This is a genomic window from Streptococcus sanguinis (assembly GCF_019928825.1).
GTDB classification, from domain to species: domain Bacteria; phylum Bacillota; class Bacilli; order Lactobacillales; family Streptococcaceae; genus Streptococcus; species Streptococcus sanguinis_L.
This window is the reverse complement of sequence record NZ_JAHZOP010000006.1, coordinates 61,623-80,928: the sequence shown is the minus strand read 5'-3', so window position 1 is coordinate 80,928 and position 19,306 is coordinate 61,623. Positions and strand designations below refer to the sequence as shown.

Here is a 19,306-nt window from a genome sequence, read left to right as displayed (position 1 = left end):
GGCAAATCCTTTCTAATCTAACTGACGTTTGACCCGCTGGCCAAAATACTGATATAAATCAACTTTTAAAGTACCATTATAAAGTTTGCGTTTTTTATCGGCCTGACTGCCGTATTTACTTTCAAAAGCTTCATCGCTAGTCAGGATAAACTTGCTCCAAGTTTTGAGCGGAGCAAAAGTTTCTCCCATCTCCTGATAAAGACGAGTCACAGCCTCATCATCTAGGAGGCGCTCCCCATATGGCGGATTAGAGATAATCACACCATTAATCTTATCTGTATGCAAATCCTGCAATCGCATCTGCTTAAAGTGAACCCGCTCTGCTACTCCTGCTTGCTCAGCGTTTTTTCGAGCTAGCTCTACCATACGGCCATCGATATCCGAGCCAGAAATATCCAGCTGGATGGTCTGATCAATCTGACTGAGTGCAGTCGAGCGAGCCTGTGCAACCAGATCTTTATCCACCCAATTCCAGTCTTCAAAGGCAAAAGAACGATGAAGTCCCGGCGCCATCTTCATCCCGATCATAGCTGCCTCTATACAAAAGGTACCAGAGCCGCAAGTCGGGTCAATCAAAGGCTTATCTGGATACCAATTGGACAGGAGCAAAATAGCCGCTGCCATATTCTCCTTAATCGGTGCACCGCCTTTATCGACACGATAGCCACGTTTGAAGAGGCTGGACCCTGTCGTATCAATCATGACTGTCACTACATCTTTTAGGATAGAAACCTCTATCCTAAACTCAGCTCCATTTTCCTGCAGGGGCACCCCTTCCGGACGTGCATAATGCTTCTGCAGCTTCTTGACAACTGCCTTTTTAGAAATAGCCTGAACACTAGGCTCATTATGAAGTTTTGACTTGACGCATTTAGCCTTGGCAATAGGAAATTTAGCTCCAAGCGGTAGATAATTCTCCCAATCCAGAGCAAAAACTCCTTGAAAGAGCTCTTCAAAAGTCTTGGCTGGAAAACTGCCAACTACTATCTTAATCCGATCGGCCGCGCGCAGCCAGAGATTGGTTTGAATAATGGTACTGACATCACCCTCGAAGCGAACCCGGCCATTTTCGACCTGACAATCAAGCCCCAGCTCTCTGATTTCACGGCCGACGACAGCTTCCAGTCCTGCCGCTGCGGTCGCAATTAAATTAAATTTTTCTTTCATATTGGCTTTTTAAATGGATTCCAATCTATACAAACAAAGGGAGTGAGACAAAAATCGTGATTTCGTCACATCGATTTTCCTCACTCTCCCTTTTTAAATTTTGGGCTGAGAAGGTTTCACTGCCATTTATCAGCTAGCTCAGCACTTGAAATATCCATTAAACAAATGAAGCAACAGCTAGTTGAACTTAGCAGAGAATAGAGCGCTCAGCCACTCTCTTGCTATTCTATTATAAAATTTAAAGAGGACAGGACTTGCCGTCCCAGCCTCAGCCTATATGCAATTTTCTGTAAGCCATGTTTTGTTCCGGAAATGACTAGGTACCATTTCCTTCGATAATCATCTGTCTACTGTTTCCAGTCAGAGTGCTATGTTCGCTTCCACGCACTCCATGCCCCGACCAAAGTTTGGGTTGCTAGCTTGAGGGGTTTACCGCGTTCCACTTCTTCTGTTTCCAAAAGAACTACGTCACTGTGGCACTTTCAGACCTAATCAGACATATCCAAAGACTTAGCCCTTTCAGTCGCCGTAACGGAAAAATCCGTCCCTAGGCTTATTTCTTCGCCTAGCACAAACACTACCGGCATCACAGCCAGTGCTAGCATGGACTTTCCTCATGAAAATCTAAAATTTCCACGCGATTATCCAAAAATTGCACTGTTCTAAAAGAACCATTATTCACGATCCAGAATTTGTTTCCCGAATACTTCCTTTTCAAGACGATTCAAGCGCTTCAAGATATCAAAATTAGTCGCAGAAGTCATCTGCGGGAAGCTTTCCACAGTCGACTGAGTTGCTTGTGTTGATTGGACAGGCTGAGTTGGCTGAACTGGTGCTTTTTCAACTGGCTTCGCAGCCAACTCTTCCTTGAGACGGCGATTTTCCTCACGCAGCTCCTTTACCAAGGCTGCATAAGTCTCATAATCCTTGATAATATCATCCAAAAACTCATCCACTTCGGACTTACTATAGCCGCGTACTTCGCGTTTAAAATCCTGATCAAAAATATCTTTTGCTGTAAAAATAATACTTGCCATCTTCTCTCTCCAATCTAGTTTATCATATTCAATTATAAACAAAATGCCTAATAAAAATCAAGATTTATCATCTAATTTCCCGAAAAATTTTCAGCCACTTCATTCAGGTCATCAAATGTTAATTTTTTGATAAAATATTGTTCTTGTTTTTTCATTTCTTGGTAAAGATGTTTTAGTTTTGTCTCCTGTTCTTCATCGTAAAAGAGATAGGCTCCGTTGGTATTTTGAATGATGAATTGATTGTAATCACGAAACTGGCTGGGATTTTGATAGGTCGGATAAGCATACTTGACAAAATCGGTCTGCTTAAAAGCAGCTAATTTTGCTTGATTGGCTTCGTTCCAATTTTCACCTTGATTCTCAAAGAGAAAGATGGTTGCCATCTGAAATTCATAATCCTTTTTCAATTCATTAGCTAGCTCCAAAACCCAAGACTCAAAGCCCAGATTACCCATAAAAACCAGCCAGTCCACTCCATCTTCCAAAAAACGGATTAAGTCCCTCTTAGCGGCTTCTTTTATGATGTTTATTCTCATATCTTTTTCCGTCGAAATGCCGATTTCAAAGGCTTTGTAGCCTGTTATTAATAGACTGGTCATTTATTCTCCCTTAAAAAAGTTTTTTGTGGTATAATAGAGTGATGCTATTGTACCAATAAGGAGTTTTATGGTCAACTATCCGCATAAGCTAAAGGCAAAAAGCAGTATCAATAGGCCAGTTCCCAGCATGATTAACTTTGCCAATCGTGGGATGTCTTTTGAAAAGATGATCAACGAATCCAACAACTACTATCTAAGCAGAGGACTCGCTGTCATCCATAAAAAGCCCACCCCCATTCAGATTGTCAAGGTTGATTATCCGCACCGTAGCCGAGCCAAGATTGTAGAGGCTTACTTTCGGCAAGCTTCCACAACAGACTATTCTGGTGTCTACAAGGGCCATTATATTGACTTTGAAGCCAAGGAAACCCGACAGAAAAAATCGATGCCCATGAAAAATTTTCATTCGCATCAGATTGAGCATATGGAGGCAGTCCTTGAGCAAAAGGGCATCTGTTTTGTCTTACTGCATTTTTCCAGCTTAAGTGAGACTTACCTACTTCCCGCTTCTTATTTAATTGAGTTTTACAAGATCGACAAGGGAGGGAAGTCCATGCCTCTAACTTACATCCAAGAGCATGGTTATCCGATTGAAATGCAACAGCTTCCCAGCATCCCTTATCTTGAAATTATCGAACAAAAACTACTAGGTGGTATTATAAATGAATAAACAAACTCTTATGCAGGCTTTGAAATATCTTGCAAGTGCACTTATAACCCTGCTTATGATTGGATTCGTGATTGGCTGTTTGGTATTTACCTACTATGCGGTCAAGGCTCCTAAGCTTTCTGAAAAAGACCTCATCGCGACCACATCCAGTAAGATTTTTGACAGCAATAACAATTTGATTGCGGACCTAGGCGCTGAAAAGCGGGTCAATGCTGAAACTAGTGAAATACCTACGGATTTGGTTAACGCCATTGTCGCCATCGAAGACCATCGCTTCTTCAACCACCGCGGGGTGGACTTTATTCGGATTGCAGGTGCCCTTATCAGTAACATCCGTGGCGGAGGCCGTCAAGGTGGTTCAACTCTGACCCAGCAGTTGATTAAGCTGTCTTATTTCTCAACTTCTTCTTCGGACGCGACCCTTTCACGTAAAATCCAAGAAGCTTGGCTGGCCGCTCAGCTTGAGCGCAAAGCAACCAAGCAGCAAATCTTGACCTATTATGTCAACAAAGTCTACATGTCTAACAGTAACTACGGTATGCAGACAGCAGCCCGAAGCTACTATGGCAAGGACCTAAAAGACTTGAGCTTACACCAAACAGCTCTACTGGCAGGTATGCCTCAGGCACCTAACCAATACGACCCTTACACCCATCCAGAGGCTGCGACCAACCGCCGTAATCTGGTACTTCGTGAGATGCATGATCTCAAGTACATCACAGATGAACAGTATGAGCAAGCCAAGAATACCCCTGTAACCGACGGACTTCAAAGTTTGAAAGCTTCCACTAGCTATCCTGCTTACATGGACAATTATCTTAAGGAAGTAATTGAACAAGTAGAAGAAGAGACTGGCTACAATGTCCTGACAACTGGTATGGAAGTCTATACAAATGTCAACACTGATGCCCAAAAGAAACTCTGGGATATTTACAACACAGGAGACTATGTAGCTTATCCAGATGACGAAATGCAGGTTGCGTCCACCGTTATGGATGTGCAAACTGGTAAAGTCATTGCCCAGCTCGGTTCTCGTAACCAATCTACCAACGTATCCTTTGGTACCAACCAAGCTGTTGAAACCAACCGCGACTTCGGTTCAACAATGAAGCCAATCACCGATTATGCTCCAGCTCTTGAAAATGAAGTCTATACCTCAACTGCTGCTCCTATCACGGATGCTCCATATAACTTCCCGTATTCCAGCACACCAGTCTATAACTGGGATAAGAAATATTATGGCGGGATGACGATTCAATACGCTATTCAGGAATCCCGGAACGTTCCTGCCGTGAAAACGCTGGAAGCCGTTGGTCTGGATGAATCCCTCAAGTTCCTAAACCGTATTGGGATTAACTATCCTGAAATGTTTTATGTTAATGCCTTTTCAAGTAATACCAGCAAATCCGGCAACGAATACGGAGCCAGCAGTGAAAAAATGGCTGCTGCCTATGCTGCTTTTGCCAATGGCGGTACTTACTACAAACCTCAGTATGTCAATCGTGTCGTCTTCAGTGACGGAACGGAGAAGACCTTCTCCAACAATGGTTCCAAGGCTATGAAGGAAACGACAGCCTACATGATGACCGATATGATGAAAACAGTCTTGCAGTCTGGTACAGGTACAAACGCTGCTATTTCTGGGGTTTATCAGGCTGGTAAGACTGGAACCTCCAACTATGCTGACGATGAATTAGCCAAGCTGACCAAGCCTTACTACTACTCTAGCATTGTCACACCAGACGAGCTCTTCGTTGGTTACACGCCTAAGTATTCAATGGCTGTTTGGACCGGCTACTCTAACCGCCTGACACCAATTCTTGATGATGGGGTTAAGGTAGCAACAGATGTCTACCGCGAAATGATGCTTTACCTAGCTCAAGATGGCTCTGCTTCAGAGGATTGGGAAATGCCAGATGGTCTCTACCGCAGTGGCTCTTATGTCTATCTCAACAGTGGTACCGGCTATAACCGTTACTACAATAACCAGCAGTACTATAACTATTCTAGCTATAGCAGTTACAGTACAGAAGCTAACTCTGACACATCAGCTTCCAGTGAGCATTCTGGTGATTCAAACAATAGCTCTTCTAACCACAATGACTCATCTTCCGGTGACGGTGGAAATGACTAGAGAGACGAAGATTAGAATACAAACTAAAAGAGTAAGAATGAAAAATTCTTACTCTTTTCTTATTCTCTCATCAAAGCTTACTTTGCCAAAGCCCCCATGGGATCCCATGGTGCTAGCACAAGTGGCTCTGCTTCATATGCTGCTAATTCTGTAGCTGTCAGAAATTCTTTACGAACGACGATTTGATAGGTATATTCGTCCATCCAAGCGTCAGAGGCTACGAAATACCCTTTGTTACCAACCTTTTCACCCCAGGAGTTTTCGACCTTCCATTTCTTAGCCTTGCCATTTTCATCCAAGTCTACCCCTGTCAAGACCATGGCGTGGGTCATGAGGCTTTCGCTATAGTCCAAGCGACCAGCCTTATCCTGAGTTAGTCGAATATCCATGCTGGCAGTGAAATCGTGCATCCCCTCTGCCATAACACCCGCCTTACGATTGCTAGACTGACCAACATCCGAGCCAAACCACACGGTCTCGCCAGCTTGCATTTGGGCGATAGCCAGCTCTTTTAGCCTGTCCATTTCAACATTCAAATAACGAACTGGCTTGCTACCAACGACATTACCCAGCATCTCAACTGTATAAGACTTACCATAAGGCTTGTCTACAGTTGGCGCATTGATGATAGAGACATAATCGTCTAATTTGAGATCAACATATTTTTTGAAGAAAACTTGTGGTGTCAATCCGCTCTCACTATGAAAATTGTTATCTTTATCGCGATAAGAGAAGTCGAATTGGCGAGGCGGTAAACCTAAATTCATAGCTAGGAAGTTAAAGACTCCCTGGAGAAGTTCTTCTTTCTTAGCCTGAAGGTCAGCCGAGTTTGCACCTTCTGCCACTAATTCTCTCAAAATCTGTGCATCCTGACGCAGGAGTTTATTAAGAATCTGATTGAGCTCACGGCTGTTGCTAGAAGAAATTGACTCTGGATAGACTGACTTGGGTACGACGCCGTATTTCTCAAAAAGAGAAACAACCATATCCCATTGACCGCCATCCTGTTGAGGCGTATCTAAGAGAAACTTAACCTTGCGGCTGGTCAATTCTTGGTCAGCAGTCGCCAGCACCTGCTCTAAGAACCAGTTGGATTTCTCATATTTATCCCAAAAGAAGGTGTGAGCCTGAGATAGCTCAAAATCTTCCAATTGGAAACCAGCAATCATCTTGTGGCGGAAAGTATTAAGAGCTGCAAACATCCAACAGCGTCCAGATGCTTTCTGGTCACTAACCTTGTCCTTAGTAAGATCCAGTGAAAAGACAGGTATGTTTTCCACAGCAGCGCTTCGCTTCTCTAAGGAAGCCAAAAGGCCATTGTGGCTGATGGCATTTTCAATTGCTGCAAACTTGGGATTAGCCTCATAAGCAGCATACAACTTATCTGTAAAATCTTGTTCTAACGAATGCATAGAATCCTCCTTGTCATTATACATCTATTATAGAACTTTAAAAAAAGAGCGCAAGTAAAAAGGCTGGACAAAAGAGTCCTAGCCTTTTTTTAAATCGGGTTTTAGGATTCCATAGACGGAAAAATCTTTGACTTGTCCTTTATGCAATACAGCCTGACGGAAAGTTCCTTCGTAGCTCATGCCAGCTTTGGCCATGACACGCCCAGAAGCTGGATTAGCTGTTACAAATTTTGCTGCGACACGATTGAAGTCTGCGTCTTGCAAGAGATAGTTCAAAACAGCTTTCAAAGCTTCTGTCATCAATCCTTGTCCCCAATAGTCTTTACTTAGAATATAACCGACCTCGCAAGCATTGACCGTATCATCTCTATCGACCACACTGATATCACCAAGAACTTGTTCAGGGGTTTCCTTCAGGCAGATGGCCCACTTGTAAAAATCCATGTTTTGATAATTCTCAACCCAGCGAGCAATAGACTGTTGGGTGACTTCAGGACTCTCGTGAGCATCCCAGGTCACATGCAGTAAATTATCTGGACGAGAAGCCCAGCTGTCATACATAGCTTGAGCATCCGATTCCAGAAAAGGTCTTAGCAAAAGACGTTTGGTTTCAATGGACCGTGTACCAATCTTTTTCATAACTTCCTCGTTTCTTAGCGCAAACTAAAAAGTTTCAATAGAGATTTTCACTTCCAAAATTCATCAAAAATCGTAATCGGCAAATGGCGTTTGTGCTGTCCTTTATGCCACCAAGATTCGATAGTTTCTTGGGCTTGAGCTGAAACAGACTTACCTTCGAGATAATCGTCAATTTCATTGTAGGTCACTCCCAGAGCGACTTCATCCGAAATCCCAGGTTTTTCCTCTTCCAAATCAGCCGTCGGTACCTTTTCATAGAGAGCCGAATCAGCTCCTAAGGCGGCCAAAAGCTGCTTACCTTGTCGTTTATTGAGACGGTAAAGCGGTAAGATATCTGCTCCGCCATCCCCAAACTTGGTGAAAAAGGCCGTGACATTTTCTGCTGCGTGATCGGTCCCAATGACAGCCCCACTGTATGAACCAGCCAAAGCATACTGGGCAATCATACGGCTGCGGGCCTTGATATTGCCCTTGTTAAAATCAGAGACTTTGGCACCCGTTGCCTCTACAGCCCTTGTCATAGCATCAGCAGATTCCTTGATATTGACTGTTAGACTGACATCAGGCTGGATAAAAGCCAGAGCCTTTTGCGCATCATCTTCATCCGCTTGAACACCGTAAGGCAAACGAACAGCGATAAAGCGATAGCCATCATCGCCAGTCTCAGCCCGCATTTCCTCTACAGCCAGCTGAGCCAAGCGGCCAGCCAAGGTTGAATCCTGACCACCAGAAATACCCAGGACATAACTTTTCAAAAAAGGGTGCTTTCTCAAATAGGCCTTGAGAAAGTCCACCGACTTGCGGATTTCTTCCTCCGGGTCAATGATTGGTTTGACGCCCAGTTGAGCGATGATTTCCTCTTGTAGACTCATTTTTCTGCTCCTGTCTGGTAGGCTTTCTTGCGCATCTGGTCAATCAAGTCCATCTTATCCTGCCAAATATCTCTAGCCAGGTCAACTGGATAATCCTGTGGATTGAGAACTCGTTTGTACTCGTCCCAAAGTTTATCAAATTCCTCACGGGCATAGGCTTGAATCTCAGTTAAGGTCGGCTGATTATAGACTAAATTTCCTTCTTGGAAAATATAGACCAAAAGCGGTACAGCATCAAAATTTTTGACTTTTTTATTGATGTAGGTATAGGTCGGATGGAACATTTCCAGCTCTTCCAAACCATTGACATCAAGGCCATCATAGGTAATGTAGTCTCCCTCGGACTTCCCTTTTTCGCGACTGGTAATGCGCCACACCTGCTTCTTACCTGGAGTAGAAACTTTTTCAGCATTATTGGACAGCTTGATGGTATTGCGCAATTCTCCATTCTCATCTGCAATAGCAACAATCTTATAAACTGCTCCTAAAGCCGGCTGGTCGTAGGCTGTAATGAGCTTAGTTCCCACGCCCCAGACATCTATCTTGGCCTTTTGCATTTTCAAGTTGAGAATGGTATTTTCATCCAGATCATTGGAAGCATAAATCTTAGCATCAAGAAAGCCAGCTTCATCTAATTGCTGCCGAACTTTCTTAGAAATATAGGCAAGGTCTCCCGAATCAATACGGACACCCAGAAACTTAATCTTGTCTCCTAGCTCACGAGCCACCCGAATGGCTGCCGGAACACCTAGACGCAATGTATCATAGGTATCTACTAAGAAAACACAGTTATGATGAGTCTCAGCGTAAGCTTTAAAGGCTTCATAATCATTACCATAGACTTGAACGAGAGCATGAGCATGCGTTCCCAAGACTGGAATATCAAAGAGCTTGCCAGCCCGGACATTACTGGTCCCGTTGGCTCCGCCAATCACCGCAGCCCTGGTCCCCCAAATAGCAGCGTCCATTTCCTGAGCCCGGCGCGTACCGAACTCCATCAGGGGCTCATCCTCGATGACAGAACGTATACGGGCTGCCTTGGTGGCAATAAGCGTCTGAAAATTAACGATATTGAGCAGAGCCGTCTCAACCAGCTGACACTGAGCTAGTGGACCTTCCACCTGCACGATTGGTTCATTGGCAAAAACCAAATCGCCTTCCTGAACAGACCTTACGGTCAGGCTCATCTTGAGATTCCGCAAATAATCCAGAAACTCTCCGTGATAGCCCAAGGTTTGCAAATAATCTAAATCGCTCTGGCTGAATGTCAGATTATTGAGATAGGAAATAATTCTTTCCAAGCCAGCAAAGACTGCGTAGCCGTTTTTAAAAGGATTCTTACGGAAAAAAACTTCAAAAACTGCACGCTTGTTGTGAATATTTTGCTTGAAATAAACCTGCATCATGTTGATTTGGTACAAATCAGTGTGCAGAGTTAAACTATCATCTGGGTACATCTTCTTGCTCCTTTATGCTAGATACCTTTTATTATATCATAATTCCAAAAAAGCTAAGCAAATCCAGTCAACTCACTTGAATAGACACACTTGCTTAGCTTATATTTTTATGCTTGCTCTGTAAGATATTTGTAGGCTTCCTGACTGGCAATGGCACCATCGCCAACAGCCGTCGTAATCTGGCGCAGGTCTTTCTGGCGAACATCACCAACAGCGTAAATGCCTGCTACTGACGTTTTCATTTGATGATCCGTCAGAATCCAGCCAGCCTCACCAGTGATGCCCAAGTCCGCAGCAAATTCGCTAACTGGATCTAAGCCAACATAGATAAAGATACCGCCAAACTCTGCCTGACTAACCTCACCTGTCTTGACATTCTTGAAAGTTACACCAGTCACCTTACGTTCATCACCATGGATACTTTCCACTACAGAATCCCAGACAAAGCGAATCTTTTCGTTGGTAAAGGCGCGATCCTGCAGCACTTTTTGTGCACGCAGCTCATCGCGACGGTGAACAATGGTCACACTTTTTGCAAAGCGCGTCAGGAAAATAGCTTCCTCTACCGCTGAGTCGCCTCCACCGACAACCAGCAGGTCTTCATCGCGGAAGAAGGCACCATCACAGACCGCACAGTAGGAAACGCCGCGGCTGTTGTAGTCTTCCTCACCAGGAACCCCCAGATGACGATGATTGGCACCAGAAGCAATGATGACTGTTTTAGTTTCAAAACGCTCATCTTCTGTGATGATTTCCTTAAAATCACCTCGGTCTTCAATTTTTTCTACTAGGCCAAATAAATGTTCAACACCCAGGTTCTCCAGAGGTTCAAACATTTTCTCTGCTAGCTCAGGACCGCTGATATTGGCATAGCCTGGATAGTTTTCAATGTCAGCAGTATTATTCATCTGACCACCAGGAATACCACGCTCCAGCAGGGCAACTTTTAGGTTGCTGCGGGCTGCATAGAGGGCAGCTGTCATGCCGGCAGGTCCAGCTCCAATAATAATTGTATCGTACATAACTCTTCTTTCTCCTTGTTGTAACTAGAATTATTCTAACAACTTTTCTACAGTTTTACAAGCATTTAAGCTTTTAGGACAATGAGCAGGCCCAACGTCGCAAAAGACAGGACTGGAATCGTCATAATGACAATCAGAAGGACATCATACAGATGACTCTGCCGCTCCTTGGCTGTCTTGTCCTTGCGGCGAATCATCCGCAGCCCAATCCATAAACCCGCAATGATCCCTACACCGACTGCTGTATAAAGCAGGCTCTCGATATAAAGTGCAAATATTTGATCTAACATGTCAACTCCTCAAAGGTCAATCAGCCTCATAGTGCAAAGAAAGGGAACAACTCCAAATCTAGCTGTCAGCAAAAACACCCACTAGACAAGAAAGCCTGCTCCACTGCATGCTGACACTGAAAACAAACTCAGCTGGTCTAGCCAACTGAGCCTTCACTGTCTCTATTATATCAAATATAGGTCCGTTTGTAACTAGCAAAAAATTCCTTGGTTCTTTCTTCCTTTGGATGATGGATAATCTCATCCGGTGTCCCAGACTCTATGATTTTCCCCTTGTCCAAAAAGAGTACTCTATCCGCAACCTGAGCGACAAAGGACATATCATGACTGACCAGAATCATGGTTTGGCCAGACTTGGCTGCATCAGCGATTGATTTCTCTACTTCTCCGACCAACTCGGGATCCAAGGCTGAGGTCGGCTCGTCTAGCAAAAGAACATCTGGATTCATAGCCAAAGCCCTTGCTAAGGCAACCCGCTGCTTCTGACCGCCTGACAAATGTCTAGGATAGTGATTTTCTCGGTCTGACAAGCCAACTTTTGCTAATTCTTCCTTGGCTATCTTAGTCGCTTCTTGGTCTGATAGTTTCTTAACTACCAGCAAACCTTCCTTGACATTTTCCAGAGCCGTCCGGCGGGAAAAGAGGTTAAACTGCTGAAAGACCATGGCTAGCTTGCGGCGCAGTAGCAAAATCTCATCTTTGGAAATTCTTGAAAAATCCACTTTGAAGCCGTCAATAGTAATCTTTCCGCTATCAGGCTGTTCCAGATAGTTGAGGCTGCGGAGGAAGGTTGACTTCCCAGCACCTGAAGAGCCAATTAAAGCTACCACTTCGCCTTTTTGAATGTCCAAACTGAGATCATCCAGAACCTTTTGACCTGAAAAAGTCTTACTTAAATGTGAAATATTAATCATCAGATTCCTTCTCCTTCTGCTTGCTGAAGCGATTCAAATTTATCCGGCTGTTTGATATCCATCATCTTTTCGATCCAGCGGCCAAGTTGCTCAATGAGAATATTGACTGCCCAATAAATCAGCGAAACCGAAATAAAACGCTCAAAGTAACGGTAGTCCGCCCCCGCGATAGCCTGCGCCTTGGCAAAAATTTCCACTACACCGGCACTAAAGGCCAGAGAAGTTCCCTTGGTTAAGCCAATCAGGGAATTAATCAGACTAGGTGTCGCCACTACTGCTGCATTGGGGATAATGACACGCATATAAACCTGCTTGTTGGTCATTCCTAAGCTGCGTGCAGCCTCAATTTCTCCCGGATCTACGGACAAAATTGCTGCCCGGATGGTCTCACTGGCATAAGCCGCTTCGTTGAAAGCAAAGGCAACAATCGCAAAGACAGACGCTGGAATCTCGTTGATATTAAAACTTGTGCCATACTTCTGATTGATGGCCTTGAGCAATAAAGGAATCCCAAAATAGGTCAGCATGAGCTGGACAAGCAGCGGCGTTCCTCTCAGAAAACTGACAAAGAAAGCCTGAATCGGATACAGGACTTTGACTCGATTAATCTTGACGATAGCAAAAACCATGGCAAGCAGAATACCAAAGACTGCACCACCCGCTGTCAAGAGAAGGGTGATTGGCAGATTTTGCAAAATGCCGGGAATAGCCTCAAAAACAGCCCTTAAACTAAATAATTTACCATCTGGAATAATCTTGAGGAACTCCTCATACCAACCAGTTGTCAGAAGATAAGTTGTAACTACCATCATTACTTCCTTTTCTTGATAATGAAATATTTTAACACAATTCTAGAACAAAACAAAGAATTTGCTCCGCTTTTAATGTCTTTTAGCAGTCAAAACATGAGTAGCTAGTGCAAATCTCGTGTTCCTAAATATCAAATAAGCCACACTAAGCCCAATATAAAAATAGACTAGTTTCACTAGTCTATCATATCTATCTCACAAAGACTAATATATTTTTCTTATCACAGCGATAAGAAAAGTATATCACTAAAAGGTTTGGCGCTTAGCCTTACGCTCTGCCCGGCCACGTGCACGATTCTCTGCTCGCTTGGTCTTGCGGCGCTTTTCGTTAACAGCCCACTGGATTTTTTTCTTGTAGCCTGGTTTGATTTTTTTCTTTTTCTTCTTGACCAACCCCAGCATTTCCGTATCCAGCTTCTCCCGGCTCTTTTCCCGATTGGCCCGACGGTCTCGGTCGTAGGTATCCTGGAACTCGTCATCCTTTATCATCTTGGGAATGAACTTAATCCCCATCTTTTCCAACTCCCGAATATCTGAGTCGTCACTCGGCTGGTAGAGAGTAATGGCTGTGCCGAGAAGACCATTACGGCCGGTCCGGCCTACCCGATGGACAAAGAAAGACAAGTCCTGAGGAATGGCATCGTTGATAACATGGCTGACACCTTCGATATCAATCCCCCGCGCTGCCAAGTCAGTAGCGACAATGTACTCAAAATCCAGATTCTTGACCTGATTCATGATACGCTTGCGCTCCCTCGGAGCAATATCTCCATGAATTTTAGCAACTTTAAGCCCCTGAGCTGTCAGATAGCTGTGCAGTTCATCTGCCCTCGTCTTGGTATTGACGAAAATCATAGCCAGATAAGGCTGCAGAAGCTGACTGATTTGATAAATCTGAGCATTCTTGTCTCGTCCCTTGGTTGACAAGAGCCAGTTTTCAATGGTGTCCGCAATGACCGTCTTGGTCTTAATCTGCTCAATGACTGGATTAGACAGGTATTTTTTCAAAAAAGGCTGGAGCTTCTGCGGAATGGTCGCTGAGAAAACGAGAAACTGCAGGTCTTTAGGCAACCGGCCTGCAATCTTATCAACCGTCGCCAAAAAGCCCATGTCCAGTGTCATATCTGCCTCGTCAACGACAAAGGTCTTGGCCTTGTGAATAGCCAAATCGCCTGACTCTACCAAGTCATAAATCCGACCAGGCGTTCCGATGACGATATGAGGCTGACTGGACTCTAACTTTCCAATCTGACGAGCCTTGTCTGTCCCACCGACATAGTTGGCCACCCGAATCTCTCTTTCAGAAAAACTAGCCAACTGACGAGCGGCTTGATAAATCTGCGCTGCCAGCTCCCGACTTGGGGCTGTAATAACAGCCTGCACGCTGTCTGCTTCCTCATCCAGCATTTGAAAAATCGGCAGCAAAAACGTGTGGGTCTTACCAGAGCCTGTCTTAGACTCGCCAACCAAATCTCGACCTGACAATACCACTGGAATCAGCTTCTCTTGGACCGGAGTCGCTTCAACGAAGTTCAAATCCCTGAGCGCTTCCTGAATATAATCTTTAAACTTAAATTCTGTAAATTTCATCTTGTCCTCTATTCTATTATCCTAACTATTATACCAAAAAATTGCCCATCCTGCTTACCCTCAAATCTAAGAAGCAGAAAAGCGAGTCAGAGACTCGCTTTTTGCTATAGATATAGGATAGCTAGGGTCAAAAGACTGCCCACGATACCGATTCCCCAGAAGAAGAAATCGACTTTCCACTCGCTCCACTCCTTGCCGTGGCCAGTTAGGCCACCAAGCTCAAAGTGGTGATGAACCGGGGTCATCCGGAAAATCCGCTTGCCGCCGGTCAGCTTGAAGTAGGTCACCTGCATCATGACAGAGGTTGTTTCAAATACATAGACGATACCAATCAAGAGCAGGGTCCACTCTTGGTGAAGGGAAATGGAGATAGCAGCCAACATACCTCCCAAAGCCAAGCTTCCCACATCTCCCATGAAGATTTTAGCGGGCTTGTGATTGAAGACAAAGAAGCCTAGCAAGCCACCAATCATGCTAATGATGACAATCAAAATATCAAAACGCTTCTGCTCAACAGCAATTACAGCATAGGCCACCAAGCTAATGACCACAGAAATGCTAGCCAAACCATCAATTCCATCCGTCAGATTGACAGCATTGGAGAAGCCAATCAGCCAAAAAAGGACGAAAAAGACATAGAGGAAGCCTATCTGGACAGGAACGGTGAAGATATTCAGCTGGTCACCTGCACCGTGCTGATTATAGAAGAAGTAAAAGACAACTCCACCAACCAGCTGCAGAAACAATTTCTGCTTGGGATTTAGACCTTCGTTGATCTTACGAAACACCTTAAGGAAATCATCCAAAAAGCCGACAACGCCATACAGGACCAAGATAAAAAGAATCATGATGAGGCCGTTGGACAGCTGATGCGAAAACAGACCGATAACAAAGCTGGCCAGAACAGATGTCAAGAGAAAGACAGTACCCCCCATGGTTGGTGTTCCGGCCTTGGCCTGATGCTGCTTAACATCTTCGTGCATCTGTTGGCCTGTGATACGAGCCTTATGGTAAAAACGAATAAAGGCAGGAATGCCGATGATAGTTAGGATAAAAGTTACGATTCCTGCAATAAGAGCAATAAGCATATTAGTCTCCCATTGTAATTGTTATTTTCTTGAGATTTTTCAGCGAAGTATTGGTCTTCTCGCTCAGCTTGACGACCTTGGAGCCCTCTCCTTTGAAAGTGACTTCAATGCCCTGCCACTTCGCAAAACGTTCAACATTGGCCTTGGTCCAGCCGTACATATCGGGCAGACTGTCTAAATCATCTGACAAGATCAAAATCTGCTGATTGGCCTTGAGATTTTTGCCCTCTTTGACAGATACTTTTTTAATCTTGCCACCTGTTCCCAGTACAATTGGTTGGACGAGGTTGCGGCGCAATTCATCTGCCAGACCGCCAGGACTGATTTGATGTTTCAGACCTAGTTGCTTGGTCAAATCTTCCAGTGATGGCATTTTATAGCTGGTTTCTTCAGTGACTGTTTCAAGAGCTGGAGTCGTCTCTGTCGTCAGATTAAGACTGTCTTTAAGAGCGACTGCTTCTTCCAAGACCGGATTGACCACTTCCTGCCAGAATATAGGCTGGAATTTTTCCTCAGGCTGCTGAACTGTCACATACATGATAAATTCCGGATTTTCTGCCGGCGTCATGGCAACAACTGAATAGATATAGTCGTTCTCACCCTCTAGATAACCGTTTTCAGAAGCGATCTGAGCGGTCCCCGATTTGACAGCGACATTCTGACCAGCCACTTGAATGACGGGTTCTCCACCGACATTCAGGGTTCCGTGGTAGGCGTCTGTTCCGACCTGAACCATATAATCCCGAGTGGTTTGAGCTGCTTTTTCTGAGACAGGATTTCCGATAATTTCCGTCGTAGTCTTACGAGCTGTATTGGTTTTAGGATCATGGATAGCATTGATAAACTTAGGCTCAACCATGACACCATCATTGGCAACGGACGAGAAGGCGCGCAGCATCTGCACCTGGGTCACACCAATCCCTTGACCGAAAGAACTCATGGCAATCGTAACATAGTTATCACCTGGCAGGGAGCCATAGGTTTCATTGCCCATCCCAAAGCGGGTCGGCAGACCAAACTTAAACTTACTCAAGTAGTCCAGCCACTTGTCATTGCCCATCTTCTGCTCCAGAATGGTCATACCAACGTTACTGGAATAGGTAAATCCTTGGGCAAAGGTCAGGGTTTCCCCTTCTGAAATCCCCATGTTGACGTTCCAGTCCCGAATGGTCGCATCCATGACCTTGTACTCTCTGCTGTCATAGGTATCGTTAGGATTAAAGCTGCCATTATCAATCGCTGAAGCCAGGGTCATAACCTTCATAGTAGATCCAGGCTCATACTGGCCTTGATAGAGCATGGTGTTCCAGTTGCCTAGATTTTTCTCATTCAAGCCTTCCTTGGTATCTGCATTATAGGTAGGCCGTTGAGATGTGGCTAGGATTTCGCCTGTCTTAGCACTGACCAAGGTCGCATTGACAAACTTACCTTTGACTTTTTCCTGAAAGGCGTTCATCCGCGTTTCTAGGTATGTTTGCAAATCAGCCGACAGCGTTGTATAGACGTCCTTGCCGTCCTCTGCCTGTACAGAGACCTTTTCTGACCCAGGCACAACATTGCCATTCCGGTCTTTTTCGTAGGTCACAATCCCATTCTGACCAGCAAGAATCCTATCCAGAGCCTGCTCCATGCCAGAAGTCCCTTTCAGCGTCTTATTGCCTTCCTTATCCTCCTGCAGCTGGGCCAGACCGATAAACTGGGAGGCAAACACACCGTTACTATAACTGCGGTTAGGACTGGTAGTAAAGTCAATCCCTTCAATACCAGCAGCTTCAAAGGCTTCCCGCATGGCGTTCATATTACTGTAGGTAATGCCATTGCCCTGTGCCCCAAAAGAAACTTGCTTGAGATTTTTCTGCGACAGCTGGGTTTTGACGTAGTCCTTATCCAGCTCTAGATATTGATTGAAAATCTCTGCCACCTTATCGTACTGGGATTCTTCTACATAGAGAATCTTGCCGGTAGCTGACTTGTAGCTCTTGTCAATAATGGCATAGACATTATAAGTCGTAGCATCCTCTGCAATGGGAACACCATTTCGGTCATAAATCGTTCCACGCCGGGCAGCGACTGTGACCGTCTTTTGATGGACTACTTCTGCTCCCTTTGACAGATTAACACCGAACTTCTGGTCTGTCCCGATAATGATGGCAAAATTAATCAAGAAAACGAAAAAGAGAAAGATAGCTAAGATACTCATGCTCTTTCCCACTTGCCGCCGATTGTATTCAGGGGTTTGCCTATTTTTCAGGGCGTATTTTTTAATTTTTTCAAAAATTCTATTCTTCATCCGTTGAACTCACTGTTTTACGATTTCCCTTCTGGAGTTTCATATCCTGAGAGCTGGCTAGCTGGGACAGCCTTTCATAGCGGGTCAGTTCATTGACTTCCTGCTTGATGTCGGCTAGCTCTGTCTGCTCCGCTTCAATCTGTGTATTAACTTCCGTCAAATCCCGGTCCACCTGCAATAGCTTGGTCTGCATAAAGACGATGCTGACCGCTAAAATAATGGCAGTCAAAACGATAGAGCCGTAAAAAGCCTTCTCAACTCGGGAAAATTTTCTCATCTGATCTTGAAGCGGGTTTGGTCTTTTTTCTGACATTTCTTCCTCACTTGTGTATCTTACGGGCCACGCGCAGCTTGGCGGAATGAGCCCGATTATTGCTTTCTAATTCTTCTTTGCTTGGTAAAATTGGTTTGCGGCTGACCAGCTCCAGCTTAGGCTGCAGTTCATCAGGGATAAAGGGCAAGCCTTTAGGAACATCCACTGTTGACGCCTCTTTGAAAAGCTGCTTGGTCAGGCGGTCTTCCAGCGAATGAAAGGTAATGACTGCAATCCGGCCGTCTACCGCCAGCAGATCAATGGCCCGCTGAATAGACTCATCCGCTGCGCCCAATTCATCATTGACCTCAATCCGAATGGCCTGAAAAATCTGCTTGGCTGGGTGCCCTTTCTTCTTCAGCTCCTTAGCTGGCTTGGCTGACTTGATAATTTCAGCCAGTTCTGTCGTTGTTTCAATAGGCTTGACACTTCTAGCCTGCTCAATCTTGCGAGCAATCTGCTTAGAAAACTTGTCTTCGCCGTATTTAAAAAAGATTCGTACTAAATCCTGATAACTATAATGATTGACAACCTCAAAAGCTGTCAAGGCTGCCTCGCGGTTCATGCGCATATCTAAAGGCGCATCCTGTTTATAGGAAAAACCACGCTCACGCTGATCCAGCTGAGGACTGGAAACGCCTAAGTCATAACAAATCCCATCAATTTCTTCCACACCGGCTTCTTGCAAACGGCTCTTGAGGTGGCGGAAATTGTCCTTGATAAAGGTCACCATCCCCCGCTCTACATAAGGAGCCAAGCGCTTTTTAGCATTGTCAATAGCCGTCTGGTCCTGATCAAAGGCATAGAGATGCCCTTCGTCTCCGAGCTGGCTCAAAAGATATTCGCTGTGACCAGCACCGCCAAGGGTCGCATCGACATAGATGCCGTCAGGCTTAACCGCCAGCTGGTCAACCGTTTCATGAAGAAGAACAGTAATGTGATGAAATTCGTTTGTCATATCTTACTTATTATATCACATTCAAAAGCAAAAAAAAATTTAAAA

18 protein-coding genes and 1 other RNA gene are annotated in these 19,306 nt (G+C 44.7%); 2 read left to right on the top strand and 17 right to left on the bottom strand.

The genetic code is table 11. The annotated features are described in order from the left end of the window. Window positions 1-12: 12 nt before the first annotated feature. The 4 genes from K1J09_RS11205 to K1J09_RS11190 all read right to left on the bottom strand — a co-directional run bounded on the left by K1J09_RS11205 (window position 13) and on the right by K1J09_RS11190 (window position 2,803). A complete protein-coding gene (locus K1J09_RS11205; protein WP_223323951.1) occupies window positions 13-1,167 on the bottom strand; it encodes a THUMP domain-containing class I SAM-dependent RNA methyltransferase in 1,155 nt (384 codons plus the stop codon). A 285-nt stretch (window positions 1,168-1,452) separates the two neighbouring features. Next, an RNA gene (gene rnpB, locus K1J09_RS11200) (RNase P RNA component class B) lies at window positions 1,453-1,820 on the bottom strand. Window positions 1,821-1,841: 21 nt separating this feature from the next. After that, entirely contained in the window at window positions 1,842-2,204 is a 363-nt protein-coding gene (gene gpsB / locus K1J09_RS11195; protein WP_050540601.1) for a cell division regulator GpsB, read from the bottom strand. A gap of 71 nt (window positions 2,205-2,275) precedes the next feature. Next, entirely contained in the window at window positions 2,276-2,803 is a 528-nt protein-coding gene (locus K1J09_RS11190; protein WP_061602557.1) for a DUF1273 domain-containing protein, read from the bottom strand. Window positions 2,804-2,870: 67 nt separating this feature from the next. Between K1J09_RS11190 and recU the strand changes: the two genes are divergently transcribed. After that, window positions 2,871-3,473, top strand: a complete 603-nt coding sequence (recU, locus tag K1J09_RS11185) for a Holliday junction resolvase RecU (RefSeq protein ID WP_002908985.1) — start codon at window positions 2,871-2,873, stop codon at window positions 3,471-3,473. Further along, complete coding sequence (gene pbp1a, locus K1J09_RS11180) at window positions 3,466-5,607, top strand: penicillin-binding protein PBP1A (protein ID WP_223323952.1); 2,142 nt, start codon at window positions 3,466-3,468, stop codon at window positions 5,605-5,607. The genes recU and pbp1a overlap by 8 nt, the downstream gene beginning before the upstream one ends. A 77-nt stretch (window positions 5,608-5,684) precedes the next feature. Here the strand turns inward: pbp1a and pepC are convergent, their stop codons facing one another. The 13 genes from pepC to rsmH form a co-directional block, all read right to left on the bottom strand. Beyond that, window positions 5,685-7,019, bottom strand: coding sequence for an aminopeptidase C (gene pepC, locus K1J09_RS11175; protein ID WP_223323953.1), 1,335 nt, complete (start codon window positions 7,017-7,019; stop codon window positions 5,685-5,687). Between the two features lie 78 nt (window positions 7,020-7,097). Continuing rightward, a complete protein-coding gene (locus tag K1J09_RS11170) occupies window positions 7,098-7,658 on the bottom strand; it encodes a GNAT family N-acetyltransferase (protein ID WP_002911295.1) in 561 nt (186 codons plus the stop codon). 47 nt (window positions 7,659-7,705) lie between these two features. After that, on the bottom strand, window positions 7,706-8,530 hold the full coding sequence (nadE, locus tag K1J09_RS11165; protein ID WP_223323954.1) for an ammonia-dependent NAD(+) synthetase: 825 nt from the start codon (window positions 8,528-8,530) through the stop codon (window positions 7,706-7,708). Then, the gene (locus tag K1J09_RS11160) at window positions 8,527-9,987 is read right to left on the bottom strand and encodes a nicotinate phosphoribosyltransferase (RefSeq protein ID WP_002916306.1); all 1,461 of its coding nucleotides are present in this window, start codon (window positions 9,985-9,987) and stop codon (window positions 8,527-8,529) included. Before K1J09_RS11160 ends, nadE begins: the two co-directional genes overlap by 4 nt. Window positions 9,988-10,094: 107 nt before the next feature. Continuing rightward, window positions 10,095-11,009, bottom strand: a complete 915-nt coding sequence (gene trxB / locus K1J09_RS11155; RefSeq protein ID WP_002916307.1) for a thioredoxin-disulfide reductase — start codon at window positions 11,007-11,009, stop codon at window positions 10,095-10,097. Window positions 11,010-11,074: 65 nt separating this feature from the next. Further along, window positions 11,075-11,299, bottom strand: coding sequence for a DUF4059 family protein (locus K1J09_RS11150; protein ID WP_002893522.1), 225 nt, complete (start codon window positions 11,297-11,299; stop codon window positions 11,075-11,077). Window positions 11,300-11,469: 170 nt separating this feature from the next. Beyond that, window positions 11,470-12,213: an amino acid ABC transporter ATP-binding protein gene (locus tag K1J09_RS11145; protein WP_002893523.1), complete on the bottom strand. Its 744-nt coding sequence runs from the start codon at window positions 12,211-12,213 to the stop codon at window positions 11,470-11,472. Beyond that, window positions 12,213-13,022, bottom strand: coding sequence for an amino acid ABC transporter permease (locus K1J09_RS11140; RefSeq protein WP_032909874.1), 810 nt, complete (start codon window positions 13,020-13,022; stop codon window positions 12,213-12,215). The genes K1J09_RS11145 and K1J09_RS11140 overlap by 1 nt, the downstream gene beginning before the upstream one ends. 246 nt (window positions 13,023-13,268) lie before the next feature. After that, on the bottom strand, window positions 13,269-14,612 hold the full coding sequence (locus tag K1J09_RS11135; protein ID WP_002916311.1) for a DEAD/DEAH box helicase: 1,344 nt from the start codon (window positions 14,610-14,612) through the stop codon (window positions 13,269-13,271). A 104-nt stretch (window positions 14,613-14,716) separates the two neighbouring features. Further along, the gene (gene mraY, locus K1J09_RS11130; protein ID WP_002911286.1) at window positions 14,717-15,700 is read right to left on the bottom strand and encodes a phospho-N-acetylmuramoyl-pentapeptide-transferase; all 984 of its coding nucleotides are present in this window, start codon (window positions 15,698-15,700) and stop codon (window positions 14,717-14,719) included. A gap of 1 nt (window position 15,701) precedes the next feature. After that, entirely contained in the window at window positions 15,702-17,990 is a 2,289-nt protein-coding gene (gene pbp2x / locus K1J09_RS11125; RefSeq protein WP_002916314.1) for a penicillin-binding protein PBP2X, read from the bottom strand. After that, window positions 17,980-18,303, bottom strand: a complete 324-nt coding sequence (gene ftsL / locus K1J09_RS11120) for a cell division protein FtsL (protein ID WP_002893529.1) — start codon at window positions 18,301-18,303, stop codon at window positions 17,980-17,982. Before ftsL ends, pbp2x begins: the two co-directional genes overlap by 11 nt. 7 nt (window positions 18,304-18,310) lie before the next feature. Beyond that, the gene (gene rsmH / locus K1J09_RS11115; RefSeq protein ID WP_002916316.1) at window positions 18,311-19,261 is read right to left on the bottom strand and encodes a 16S rRNA (cytosine(1402)-N(4))-methyltransferase RsmH; all 951 of its coding nucleotides are present in this window, start codon (window positions 19,259-19,261) and stop codon (window positions 18,311-18,313) included. Between the last annotated feature and the right edge of the window lie 45 nt (window positions 19,262-19,306).